This window comes from Flavobacterium anseongense (assembly GCF_021608185.1).
GTDB classification, from domain to species: Bacteria; Bacteroidota; Bacteroidia; order Flavobacteriales; family Flavobacteriaceae; genus Flavobacterium; species Flavobacterium anseongense.
Genome location: NZ_JAKIHN010000009.1, coordinates 25,641 through 36,980, shown reverse-complemented (window position 1 = coordinate 36,980; position 11,340 = coordinate 25,641). Strand labels below are relative to the sequence as shown.

General features: G+C 34.6%; 16 protein-coding genes. All 16 read right to left on the bottom strand.

Annotation, left to right across the window (positions count from 1 at the left end):
* Positions 1-2: 2 nt before the first annotated feature.
* Positions 3-1,064: a mannose-1-phosphate guanylyltransferase gene (locus L1S35_RS11650; protein WP_236400871.1), complete on the bottom strand. Its 1,062-nt coding sequence runs from the start codon at positions 1,062-1,064 to the stop codon at positions 3-5.
* A 56-nt stretch (positions 1,065-1,120) separates the two neighbouring features.
* Positions 1,121-1,723, bottom strand: coding sequence for a SprT-like domain-containing protein (locus L1S35_RS11645; RefSeq protein WP_236400869.1), 603 nt, complete (start codon positions 1,721-1,723; stop codon positions 1,121-1,123).
* 2 nt (positions 1,724-1,725) lie between these two features.
* Complete coding sequence (locus L1S35_RS11640) at positions 1,726-2,403, bottom strand: SDR family NAD(P)-dependent oxidoreductase (RefSeq protein ID WP_236400867.1); 678 nt, start codon at positions 2,401-2,403, stop codon at positions 1,726-1,728.
* A 77-nt stretch (positions 2,404-2,480) separates the two neighbouring features.
* Entirely contained in the window at positions 2,481-3,383 is a 903-nt protein-coding gene (locus L1S35_RS11635; RefSeq protein WP_236400865.1) for a T9SS type A sorting domain-containing protein, read from the bottom strand.
* A gap of 59 nt (positions 3,384-3,442) precedes the next feature.
* Complete coding sequence (locus tag L1S35_RS11630) at positions 3,443-3,991, bottom strand: hypothetical protein (protein ID WP_236400863.1); 549 nt, start codon at positions 3,989-3,991, stop codon at positions 3,443-3,445.
* A 36-nt stretch (positions 3,992-4,027) separates the two neighbouring features.
* Positions 4,028-4,657, bottom strand: a complete 630-nt coding sequence (locus L1S35_RS11625; RefSeq protein WP_236400861.1) for a hypothetical protein — start codon at positions 4,655-4,657, stop codon at positions 4,028-4,030.
* Complete coding sequence (locus L1S35_RS11620; protein ID WP_236400860.1) at positions 4,657-5,691, bottom strand: ATP-grasp domain-containing protein; 1,035 nt, start codon at positions 5,689-5,691, stop codon at positions 4,657-4,659. The genes L1S35_RS11625 and L1S35_RS11620 overlap by 1 nt, the downstream gene beginning before the upstream one ends.
* 59 nt (positions 5,692-5,750) lie before the next feature.
* The gene (locus tag L1S35_RS11615; RefSeq protein ID WP_236400858.1) at positions 5,751-6,461 is read right to left on the bottom strand and encodes an NRDE family protein; all 711 of its coding nucleotides are present in this window, start codon (positions 6,459-6,461) and stop codon (positions 5,751-5,753) included.
* Positions 6,449-6,937: a DinB family protein gene (locus L1S35_RS11610; RefSeq protein WP_236400855.1), complete on the bottom strand. Its 489-nt coding sequence runs from the start codon at positions 6,935-6,937 to the stop codon at positions 6,449-6,451. Before L1S35_RS11610 ends, L1S35_RS11615 begins: the two co-directional genes overlap by 13 nt.
* A 46-nt stretch (positions 6,938-6,983) precedes the next feature.
* The gene (locus tag L1S35_RS11605) at positions 6,984-7,373 is read right to left on the bottom strand and encodes a DoxX family protein (RefSeq protein ID WP_236400853.1); all 390 of its coding nucleotides are present in this window, start codon (positions 7,371-7,373) and stop codon (positions 6,984-6,986) included.
* Between the two features lie 24 nt (positions 7,374-7,397).
* Positions 7,398-7,859 carry a YHS domain-containing (seleno)protein gene (locus tag L1S35_RS11600; RefSeq protein ID WP_236400851.1) on the bottom strand — a complete coding sequence of 154 codons (462 nt, stop codon included), beginning with the start codon at positions 7,857-7,859 and terminating at the stop codon, positions 7,398-7,400.
* A gap of 94 nt (positions 7,860-7,953) precedes the next feature.
* A complete protein-coding gene (locus L1S35_RS11595) occupies positions 7,954-8,895 on the bottom strand; it encodes a hypothetical protein (RefSeq protein ID WP_236400849.1) in 942 nt (313 codons plus the stop codon).
* 4 nt (positions 8,896-8,899) lie between these two features.
* Entirely contained in the window at positions 8,900-9,319 is a 420-nt protein-coding gene (locus tag L1S35_RS11590; RefSeq protein WP_236400847.1) for a DM13 domain-containing protein, read from the bottom strand.
* A gap of 89 nt (positions 9,320-9,408) precedes the next feature.
* On the bottom strand, positions 9,409-10,287 hold the full coding sequence (locus tag L1S35_RS11585) for a helix-turn-helix domain-containing protein (RefSeq protein WP_236400846.1): 879 nt from the start codon (positions 10,285-10,287) through the stop codon (positions 9,409-9,411).
* Positions 10,288-10,289: 2 nt separating this feature from the next.
* Positions 10,290-10,709, bottom strand: a complete 420-nt coding sequence (locus tag L1S35_RS11580; protein ID WP_236400844.1) for a nuclear transport factor 2 family protein — start codon at positions 10,707-10,709, stop codon at positions 10,290-10,292.
* Between the two features lie 55 nt (positions 10,710-10,764).
* Positions 10,765-11,301, bottom strand: coding sequence for a carboxymuconolactone decarboxylase family protein (locus L1S35_RS11575; RefSeq protein ID WP_236400842.1), 537 nt, complete (start codon positions 11,299-11,301; stop codon positions 10,765-10,767).
* Between the last annotated feature and the right edge of the window lie 39 nt (positions 11,302-11,340).

The following is an 11,340-nucleotide window of genomic DNA, read 5'->3' as shown; positions in this document are numbered from 1 at the left end:
ATTTATAATTTGTCGGCCATAGCCGTAATCCTCTTGATGTCCTGTTCTTTGCTCTTTGGATAAATCATCAGTACATTTTCGTTATCCACGATTATATAATCATCCAAACCATCAATGACTACAAGTTTTTTTGCTTCGGAACGAATGATGTTGTTGGAGGCGTTTTCTAAAATTACAGTCGCATTCACCACCGTATTATTGTTATCGTCTTTGTCTAATTTATCGTGCAATGAACCCCAAGTTCCCAAATCATTCCAATCGAAAGTGGCTGGTAAAACGTAAACATTTTTTGCCTTTTCCATCACGGCATAATCAATAGAAATGTTTTCCGCTTTTTCGTAATTAGTTTGGATAAACTGCTTTTCGCTATCGGTATTATAACTTTCAGAACCTTGTTGAAACAACGCATTCATTTGAGGTTGAAACTTTTCAAAAGCTTCCGTAATCGATTTTACACTCCAAATAAAAATCCCGCCATTCCAAAGGAAATTGCCGGCATCTAAAAAGGATTTTGCCGTTTCATAATCAGGTTTTTCCCTAAACTGATTTACTTTCTTAATCGGATTTGCATCTGATTTATCAAACTCGATATAGCCAAAACCGGTATTAGGAAAAGTTGGCTGAATACCCAAAGTCATCAACGCATTTTCATTTTTACAGAAGTCAAAACACTGTTGCAAATTTCCTGAAAATTTATCTTCGTCTTCAATCCAATGATCGCTTGGTGCGACAACTATAACTGCTTCTGGATTTTGCTTCTGAATTTTTAACGAAGCGTATAAAATACACGGTGCCGTATTTCGCATTGCCGGTTCCAACAAAATCTGGGCTTGCTTTACCATTGGTAATTGTTCCAAAACCAAATCGTTGTAGCGTTCGTTAGTCAGAATTAAAATGTTTTCTGCCGGAATCAATTTCGATAAACGACTGAATGTCTTTTGTATCAAAGTATCGCCCGAACCTAACATGTCGTGAAACTGTTTTGGGAAATCGGTGGTGCTTACCGGCCAAAATCTTGAACCAACGCCACCAGCCATTACTATTGCGTAATAATTTTTATTCATTTTTTCTAAAAGTAACTAAGGCGCTAAGGTACTAAGTTGCTGAGTTTTTTTAATCATTATCCCGGAATTATTTCCACCTCAGCGTTGGCGTTAAATAAATACAATCTTCCGGTTTTTACTTCCAGACATTCGTAGCGCTTTACGCGAAGTCCTTTTTTCTGAAAAACTCTGCCATTTTTTATTCGGAACATGCTGCCACTTGGAACTTCATGTACGAAATGAACATCAGGTTTTCTTTCGTCAAATTGTTTTAGGGCGTAAGCTAATCGAGCATCGGTATCGCTACTCGCTGTTGGATTTCTGAAATGATTGGCAATCAAAGGTAAAACAGAATGTGGAAATATTTCAGGTCGAATAAACGGAACCATCAGGCGCTGAAAGGTAATTTTCCATTCGTTACCGTGTGGTTTTATAAGCCGTCCGTATTTTTCATAGGCAACCAAATGTGAAATCTCATGAACCAACGTAATTAGAAATCGGTATTTATTCAAATTGGCATTGACCGTAATTTCGTGTTTTCCACCAACTGCCCGTCGATAATCACCATGACGTGTTTGTCGCTCGTTGACAATCTTGAGATGCACATTGTTCTCTTTGATTAATTCAAAGCATGAAATTACGGCGTGTTCTGGCAAATATTTGGATAAGACTTCGCTCAAAATTATGGCGTTGAAGATGAAACCTGAATTATTTTTCCGTTATGATATTTGTTTCCGGTTAGGGCAAAATTGAAAATATAATCGGCCATTTCCTTGGCAGAAATCGGAGCTTCATAACCCGGAAAAGCTTCGTTTAACATTTCGGTATTAACCGCACCAAGTGCTAATACATTGAAAGCAATACCTTGTTCCTTGTATTCTTCGGCTAACAATTCAGATAGTGTAATCACTGCTCCTTTACTTGAACTGTAAGCCGAAAGTCCGGCGAACTTCATACTTCCCTGAATGCCACCCATTGAACTTATAGAAACAACATGACTCCCTTTTTTGAGATATGGTAAACAAATTCTGGTCAAATTGGCAACACCAAAAACATTGACTTTATAGACATTTTCAAAATCCTGTTGCGTAGTTTGTGCAAACGGTTTGTTGACCAAGCTTCCTGCGTTGTGAATGATGATATCTACTTTTTTCCATGTTTGTGAAATAAAATTATCAACAGCAACAAGCTCGTTTTCTTTGGATAAATCAACGGAAAGACAAGTGATATTTTGGTTTCCCAATAAAGCTTGTGGTGTTTTTCTGGAAATGGCTAAAACCTGATGACCAGCATTGGCAAATTGTAAAGCCAGCTCGAATCCTATTCCGCGCGAAGTTCCGGTAATGATTATATTCTTCATCTACATTTTTAAGTATGGTAAATATAACAAAACTTCGGAAATGATTAGACTGAAAATTATTAACTGTAAACCGCGCGTTAATTTTTTATGAATTTCTCAGTCAGGTTTCCCTTTGCTATAATCAGGAAGTACATTCCTTTGGAAAGCTTCTCAATGTTAATAATGGAAGTGGGATTATTCAATACTCCTTTTGCTAAAATCCTACCGTTTAAATCGGCAATTGCATATTCTTCGTTCAGAAGCGAATTATCTTCTATCCTTATGTTTAAATTATCGTCAGCCGGATTGGGAAATACCTGCACCTGGTGTTCAACCTGAAAATCATCTGAATGCAGTGCTGTTGTTGTGGTATTAAGATATCTTGCAATGGTAACAACGTTTGCTGCTGTCATTCCTGCAATAACAATTTTGTTATCTGCCGGCTGTACCTTCAGGTCATTGATTCCGCCAAAACTGCTTGTTGCTGTTTGATCTGTATGGGTTATCCATCCGTTCGTACCAAAGGCTGTATCAATGGAATTATTTGAATCAATTTTTAACATTCCGAAGCTACCCCCTGCACTATAATGCAAAATGCTTCCTGCCAAAATAAATTTCCCATCATTGTCGCGAACAACCTTATTGGCTATATTATAATTTGTTTTTTGAAAAAAGACAGGCATAGCTGCATTCATTAGAACACCGTCAGTGGAAAGCTCGTATACCATGAATTTTTTAGTAAAATAATCTCCTCCCTGTCCTATTACCAATATTTGTCCATTGTCCTTAATGAATTCGCTGTTTGCGCTTCTAGAATTCGAGGCCCAATAGCTACCCACATTAGTGGTAAATGAACCGTCGTCTGAAAATGTTGAATCGGTTGACGCATCGCTATTCATACGAAATATCCAATCATCTTTCCCGGATTCTGGACTACTACTGCCATAAATTCTATATCCTACCACAATAATCTTACTACTTGTGTCAATCACAATGTCCATAATATATCTGTTTTCTGAAGGTGCCCATCCCCTAATTCCTGATCCATAAAATGCTGTATTTAAAATCCCTGAAGAGGTATAACAGACAACAATTGGCATATAAGAACTAGGACTAGATATATATATATATTTCCGGCTATTAGAATGTTCCCTGATATCGGATTTATTGCAATTCTCGTATAAGAAACGATATTATTACCTTGTTGAAAAGCATTAAAGATATATCCGTTATTTCCAAACGAACTGTCAATTGTTCCATCGGTATTGAATCTTACCAAAGTATTACTAGTGCTTATCGTGTTGGTATTTATTATAGCAACAATTTTTCCATCATTCTGCACTGCCATGTTCAAAGGATATGAGGAAGTAGTTCCGGCTATCACCAAATTTTGGAAAACAAATGTATTATCTACTGTACCGTCGGGCATAAGGCGAACTAAGGATGCCACATCATTTTTTTTCATTAACACCAAAATTTTTCCGTCAGTCTCAATCTTTATTCCAACAGGAGAATTACCAGGTATTGAGGTAAGTCCGTTAGTTCCAAAAGTGGAATCAAGTTGTGAAAAAGCCGTGAAGGAGCATAAAAATAATAGTAGATATTTCATAATCACATTAATTTCAGATGAATAAACAAGCACAAGTTACACTTTTTTGTGTTTCATCCAATATTTTATTCCCTGAAAAAATCCGAGCCCGACAAACACCAATGGAATAATGATTTGCATTAAATATTTAGATAAAAAATCAACATTAGAAGCAAAATAATGAAGCGAAAGAATCAGCACCAACATACCGCAAAATGTTCCGGTTATGGTTCCGAAGACATAAAAGTATTTCCTTGATTTTGAAATTTCGATGTAGTTTCCGTTTAGCAAATATAAATTCCAGCCTGTCCAAAACGGAATCTGGACAAAATTGAGACAACTCAAGACAATTCCTAATAAGAATGGTGCGTAATTAAAGCTTGTTGAAAAATCACTTTTAGCATTGGCACTGGAATAAAAAACATACGCCAAAACAAACATAAATACTATCGAAAATCCTTCAATATACTTGGTTAGTTTTTTATTGGCAGCTAACTTATTAGCAAAAATCAAGGTGAAATAAATCACGAAGAACTCAATAATAATTACGCCAAATAAATATAAAGCTGTTGGAAATAAACCCGCTTTATCATAAACCTGAAAACCGACAACATTTAAATAGCCCAACGGAATAGAACCGATGAAACTCACTAGAAAACCAACAGCTATGTTCTTAAGATTCTGCATTAAAAATTTACAATTTTATTACTTTGTTCCAAATGTAATCTATATTGTTCCATTCCGACTTTATGTGACAAATACGGAAATCCGCGTTTGTGATTTGCAACACTGATTCGGAACATATAACTGATGTGGCGAGCCAATTCTTTCCATGCAAAATAGAGTGAATGTTTTGGGTCGTAAATATGTGTAGGCTCACTGGCTGCACCGTTTAATTCTACAATAGAAAAGTTTTTGCCTTGCTCGAGTTCTTCCCAAGTGTTGTACATTAAGTCCATTCTTCCAAAATAAAACTCGGGAATTTGAAGACACATTTCGTCAATGACTTTTGTCAATTCCGGTGAAATAAGATTACTGTAATCTAAAAATTTTGCACCACGAGCGTGATTCCCATAAGGCACTAAATTTCTCTTTTCTCCTTTAGCTAAAATGGCTTTTAACTGACTGCCATATTCTTTTTCGAGAGCTTTTAATTGGAACTCGTAACGTGGATTTGCTTTCAATAATTCCTCAATTGTCGAACAACCATCGCCTTCAATGATTAGGAATTCTTTAGCTACAATTCCGCTAATTTTTCCTTGTTTTTCATGCGGAAAACGAACATAGAAAATCCCAACTTCATTTTCATACGGAATCAAATCCTGTACTAAATAATCGAAATTGGCTTTGTGGTGATAGACTTTTAATTCTTCTAAACTGCTTACTTTTTTCACTGCCGAACCGCGCAAACCAATATCGGGTTTTACAATAAAAGGAAAATTAATTTTGGAAGTTTTCAGTAAGGTTTCGACTTCATCAAAAGGCATTTTTTCTTTGACGAATTTTGTTGTTGGATAAAACTGTTGCGGAATTAAATCATAGATTTCTATTTTGCTATCCATAACAAAACCGCCGTTTTTCATCGTTGGATTACAGGTGTTAAAAAAGAAAATCGTTCTTGCTTTCAAAGCATAATACGCCCATAAAAAATAAATAGGAATATAGACAACTTGAAATGGCCAATATTCCCAATGGAAGAGTTTATGGAGAAAAAGTCTCAAGAATTATGAGTTATAAGTTATGCCCTTCGACAAGCTCAGGGAGACAGATTATTATATTATTATACAGATATAAAGGTATTAGAAAAATCCTGTTCGGCAATCAAATCATTGTAATGAATTACAACTTTGTTTTTTTCGATTACGGTTTGTGTTATACTCAATGTTTTTAAAGTTTCATTTCTATTGATGACCAATCCGTGTTCAGTGTTCTCTTCTTCGGTGTAGCGATGGAAATTAAATAATTCATCCGCATTTACTTCTGGCACTGTATCCAGAAACGTATAAAACCAATTGGCTCTTTCTTCTCTGATTTCTTTTGGATATAAAGTCGATGATGACCAAATATGACTTTGATTGGTATCCAATTCCAAAGTACTTTTTTCAGTTTCATTCCATCTCAATTGATATAGTTTTTGGTTTTGAAAAAGTACCAATGTAAAAGGTTCGATGTTTTCCAAATCGATTTTCTTCCATGCTGCAATTGCTGATTCGCTGCTGATTAATTCCAATACAATCAAACCGCGGCTTTTTCGGTAACTTTCTTTAAGAATGTGTTTTTCATTGGCACCATTTAAAAGCACTAAAATGGTAGCATGTTCATCAATAGCGAACCATGTTCCGCCAGCTTTTTGGTCTTTTGGAAAGATGATTTTTTTGTTGTTGATAAGATAATTTTTGGGTTCAGTGGAGTTTGGCCTCAATGTTTTTTCATCACGATTGGAAGTAATGATAATTTTGCCATTGGCATTGACAAAACTTACTGTGCACATTGTTTTCTGTATTCGATTGTAGATGGTGCCACGCCAAAATCAGGGTCAATTTGTAAATGTTCCAACTGCAAAACCGCCACTTTTATTAAAGCTTGATGATGAATACAATGCTCTAAATTATATAACAGTTCTCTGAAGTAATTACTCTCGATATGCAATTCTTCTTCACCAACAACTTGTTCCAATAGTAACTTTTTATTGACTCTTTCTAATTGACTTCTGATATCCGTTAAACATTGCAATGCAAAATGAGTATCTGATTGGATTCTGTAATCGCGATTTCTTCTGTCATAATTCACAACACCATTTTCATATTGATTTCCCAAACACTGAAACATTTCGATAATATGTCGGGTGTGTTCGCCAATTGTTGAATTACTCAAAGCCTTACATGGCGAAATAAAATCATCATTGGAAAGTTGATTTAACAACAATTCCAATTCATTTAAAGTTTTGTGCAAAGATGGTATGAGCATATTTTTATATTTATAACTTAATTACGTTTTTTATAATACCTCAGTTTTATATTTTAAATCTAAGCAAATCCTGAATCTTATTTCTGTTTTGAATAATTAGTATCGTACAACAAAGTAAAGTAATTATTGCTAAAATAAATAATTCCCCGCCATCATTTTTTACTTCAATTCCCAACACAAACAAGTGTGAAAAAATAGCGCCGAGCATTGTTCCTGCACCAAGTAATGCGCCAAGTAATGCTGTTCTTGGTATTAAAATTAAAATCGATGCCATCAATTCGACAATTCCCGAACCTATTCTTCCGTAAGGTTCAATTCCCAATTTGGCAAAAATATAAACGCTTTCTTCAGCGCCTGTAAATTTGAAATACAGTGTTTGCAAAAGGATGATTACCGCGATGAGTTTTACAATCCAAGTGAATATTGAGTTTTTCATTATTAGATTTTTAGAATTCTTAGATTAGTTTGAAAGTTTCTTCCAATTGGCATCGGCTTTCTTTTTCAGGTTGATCTCATCCTTATTCCAACTTTTCAAAGTGTTATTGAAAAATGCATTGTAAAACAGATATAGTTTTCCATCCAAAACTTTAAAAGTTCCCGGATTAACTTCTACCTTTTCGCCATAATCACCCATCGCGAAAGCGCACCAACCGCCATATTGTGGTTCGTATCCCACCGGATTTTTTAGAAACAACTCTTTATTGGTTTGTGAAGAAAAATTATAGGTCACACCTTCATAAATTGCTACAATAGTAGCTTTTCCTTTTACCGCTTTTTTCTGAGTAAAATAAGCCACCGGATCATAACCCTGAATGGCTGTTTTATTTTCTAAATTGAATTCTTTAGTTCTTTTTGCTGCTGTTTGTCCAAATGTTGTTACCGAAATAAATACAACTAATAGGATTAAAATTTGTTTGTTCATGATTGTTAAATTTAGTTATTCTTTTAAGAGACAAAGCTACATCAGATGAAAAAACCACTTTGTCTGCTACTTTACATTTATGGAATAATATTTATTAGAATGAATATTGATATTGAAGTCCGGCAACAAAGCTCCGTGTTAATCCATCAGGGCGAACATCTCTAACCACAAATGGTGTCGCCAACGAAAGTTCTATACTACTTTGTTTACTAATACTGTAAGATGTAATCAGGTTTCCGTTTATGGTTAAACCGTCAGAACCTTTGATGTTTTCTCTTTGGGAAAAAATGTTTTCATAACTGTCTTCACCCAAATGATAAATGAAGAGTACATTGGGCTTGAATGTAAATTTTTTATTTGGTGTTTTCATCGAATAAGTTGCTCTTAGTAGTGCATCCGATTTTCGTTCGAACAAATTGGTTGATGGAAAATCATCCGTTCCTCCATACTCTTTAAAATACGAATTCTTATTCAAATTAAACACCGGAATTTGAAGTGCCGCATTAAAATCCCAATTTTTATAGTTGAGATTAGTTCCCAAAAACAAATCAACTGTTCCCAAACTCGATTGATAATCCAGAGGCAATGAATAGCCGTTAATCTTTAGGTTAGAAGCTGTAAAAGGAAATTTCCAACCCAACAAAGCGCTCCATTGTTTCTTGCTCTTTTCTTTAAACGAATAATTCCCAATTAAAAAAGCATCTCCAAACTGACTTCGTGTTCCAAAACTTCCGGTAGCAGTAGAAAAAGTAACTTTGCTGGTAAACGAAAACCGGTCATTGAAACGTTTTGTATACGAAACATAAGGCGAAACATAGCGAACATCCGATTCGCCGGCACCAAAAATTGCAGCAATCTCTATGTGGTTTTTAAAGTTTTTTTCTTCTGTAGTAAAGCCTTTGTTTATGGAACAAATTCCGGCATCGCTACAGCCTTGAGAAAACCCTTGATTTGCAAATACGACTAATATCAAAGCTAATTTTTTACTCATGACTTTAAAATTGTTTTTTTGGTATTCGTGAATCTTCGATTTCATAATTTTAATTTTGGATTAATTCAGCTATTGCAAACAAATGACTGTATTGTTGGCAATGAATAAGCACATGGGAATAATCCTCAATGTTGACAGATGATGGAATTGGATACACCGTTTGAGAAGTCAAATTTCCAAGATTTACAAAATCTGTTGGTGTTGCTGCTTTTGATAAATAGACTTTCAAATCCGGACCATCACTTACGGAAAAATTATCCAGCTTGACTTTGTATTGAGTTCCTTCCTGATAAATTTTAGCTTCACCCGCAACAGCAATTCCGCTTGTTGGCTCAAAAGTGCCGTAGTATTTTAAAATTGCTGTTGGAGTAATTGGAACGATGTTTTGGGGCGTACGTGTTAACTCGCCTTCTTCCTGACAAGATAAGATCAGGAACAAAATTGGGATTAATTTAAATAGCTTTTTCATAATTGATTCATTTTTGATAGTACAAAGCTAAATCTATATGAAATTGTGAAATGTCGCGTAGTTTACATTAGCTGCAAAAAAGTTGCTAATTAACCCATCGCGCGAGCAAAACCTACAGTTTCTCTGTAAATCTGTGGAGAAACATCGGCATTATTTTTAAAAAACCGACTAAAATAATGCTCATCATCATAACCCAATTCAAATGCAATTTCTTTTACAGCTTTATTTGTGAGATATAATTCTCTTTTTGCTTCAATAATAATACGCTCAGCAATCAGGTTGGTCAGGGTTTTATTAAAGTGTGTTTTGGCAATTTTTGCCAATGCTTTTGGTGTTATATTGAGTAAATCGGCATAATCACTTGGTGAATGCTTAGTTTTAAAATGGAGTTCAATATAATTTTTTAAATTCTGCAGAATAAAAGGTGCTGTATTTTCAGCCGTTTCTGAAACAACAGATAGTTGTTCTTTCTTCAGCCTTGAAGCAGTAATTAAAATAATTTTCAAATAGGAAATTAACAACTCGTATTGTGCCAATGCAGGATTTTGCATTTCTGTTTTTATTTGTTCCAAAATCATATTAAAAGTGGTTTTGGTCATTTCATCAATAGTTACATAAGGTGGCTCGTAAATATTATTAAACAATACGCCATTACATGCAACTTCCTGATGGTGTTTGTGAATACAAAAAAAATCAGGATGAAAATGGATTACAATTCCATTTGTCTCTTCATTTGTGGTTAACATAAAAGGTTGATAAGGAGCAAAAGCCAACAATTGATTTTCCGTGAAATCATATTCTGAAAAGTCTACTTTTACTTTACCGTTTCCTTTTTGAATCCAAATCAAAGAATAATAATTCAGCCTTTGGATATGGTCAAAGGAACTAATATCTTCAAACGAAAAAAGCTTGAATGCTAAATTTCCTGTTTCAGGATTGACTAAAGTAAAAGTGTTTTTATTGGTCATTACTATAAATATCTTTCTTCACTTTTTATTTCCAAGTCGTTGATGCTGGCAAAACGTTTACGCATCAAACCATTTTCATCAAACTCCCATAATTCATTACCGTAAGCTCTGAACCATTGTCCGCTTTGGGTTTGATATTCATATTCAAAACGAACGGCCATACGATTTTCGCGAAAGCCCCAAAGTTCCTTTTTGAGTTTGTAATTCAATTCCTTTTCCCATTTTCGTTTCAAAAAAGTTTTGACTTCTTCTCTTCCATTAATGAATTCCACTCTGTTTCTCCATTCTGTATCAATAGTATAGGCTTGAGCAATCCGATCAATATCTTGGCTGTTCCAGGCATCTTCTGCCAATTGTACTTTTTGTAAAGCCGTTTCCATTGTAAAAGGTGGCAACGGAAATTTTTGTTCTGCTATGTTCATTTTAAATAAAATTAAAGCAAACCAACTCAATAGAATTGGTTTGCTAATTTACAAATTATAAAGTCGGAGCTAATGGAAAGTCAACCGGAATTTGAGTCAGGTTATGCAAATAGTTCATAGCTGTCTTGTCGCTTACCTGCAAAATCAAATCAACCAAATTTTCGTTGGTATAGCCTTGAGCGAAGAAAGCATCAACAATGTCTGAATTGGCATTACCTCTGGTTTGAGTAATTTCTGCTGCCAATTTTACTAATGCATCTAATTTCGCATCTGTGCTTTTTCCTCTTCTGATGTCTAACAATTGCTCATCTGAAAAACCATTCATTTTTCCAATAATAGTATGAGCACTTTGACAGTAAATGCAATTGTTCACTTGGCTAACGATTAAGTTGACGGCTTCTTTCTCTTTATTACTTAGTGATGTTTTTGCATTTTGATATGCTAAATATTTTTCTAACCCATTTTTTGAATATGCGATTGTTGCATATAAATTAGGGACAAAACCTAAAGCTTTTTGTAAATTATCAAAAATAGCTTGATTGTTTTCTGAAACTTGTTCTCTTGTCGGAACTGAAAATGTTGTTGTAGTCATTTTATATTTATTTAAATTGTTTGTCGTTATTGACATTGC

Excerpts from the sequence above, each read along its gene's own strand:
- L1S35_RS11650 (WP_236400871.1), bottom strand. The coding sequence starts at position 1,064 with ATGAATAAAAATTATTACGCAATAGTAATGGCTGGTGGCGTTGGTTCA.
- L1S35_RS11605 (WP_236400853.1), bottom strand. The coding sequence starts at position 7,373 with ATGAAAAACTCAATATTCACTTGGATTGTAAAACTCATCGCGGTAATC.
- L1S35_RS11640 (WP_236400867.1), bottom strand. The coding sequence starts at position 2,403 with ATGAAGAATATAATCATTACCGGAACTTCGCGCGGAATAGGATTCGAG.
- L1S35_RS11600 (WP_236400851.1), bottom strand. The coding sequence starts at position 7,859 with ATGAACAAACAAATTTTAATCCTATTAGTTGTATTTATTTCGGTAACA.
- L1S35_RS11580 (WP_236400844.1), bottom strand. The coding sequence starts at position 10,709 with ATGAACATAGCAGAACAAAAATTTCCGTTGCCACCTTTTACAATGGAA.
- L1S35_RS11625 (WP_236400861.1), bottom strand. The coding sequence starts at position 4,657 with ATGCAGAATCTTAAGAACATAGCTGTTGGTTTTCTAGTGAGTTTCATC.
- L1S35_RS11610 (WP_236400855.1), bottom strand. The coding sequence starts at position 6,937 with ATGCTCATACCATCTTTGCACAAAACTTTAAATGAATTGGAATTGTTG.
- L1S35_RS11615 (WP_236400858.1), bottom strand. The coding sequence starts at position 6,461 with ATGTGCACAGTAAGTTTTGTCAATGCCAATGGCAAAATTATCATTACT.
- L1S35_RS11590 (WP_236400847.1), bottom strand. The coding sequence starts at position 9,319 with ATGAAAAAGCTATTTAAATTAATCCCAATTTTGTTCCTGATCTTATCT.
- L1S35_RS11585 (WP_236400846.1), bottom strand. The coding sequence starts at position 10,287 with ATGACCAATAAAAACACTTTTACTTTAGTCAATCCTGAAACAGGAAAT.
- L1S35_RS11635 (WP_236400865.1), bottom strand. The coding sequence starts at position 3,383 with ATGGACATTGTGATTGACACAAGTAGTAAGATTATTGTGGTAGGATAT.
- L1S35_RS11630 (WP_236400863.1), bottom strand. The coding sequence starts at position 3,991 with ATGAAATATCTACTATTATTTTTATGCTCCTTCACGGCTTTTTCACAA.
- L1S35_RS11575 (WP_236400842.1), bottom strand. The coding sequence starts at position 11,301 with ATGACTACAACAACATTTTCAGTTCCGACAAGAGAACAAGTTTCAGAA.
- L1S35_RS11595 (WP_236400849.1), bottom strand. The coding sequence starts at position 8,895 with ATGAAATCGAAGATTCACGAATACCAAAAAAACAATTTTAAAGTCATG.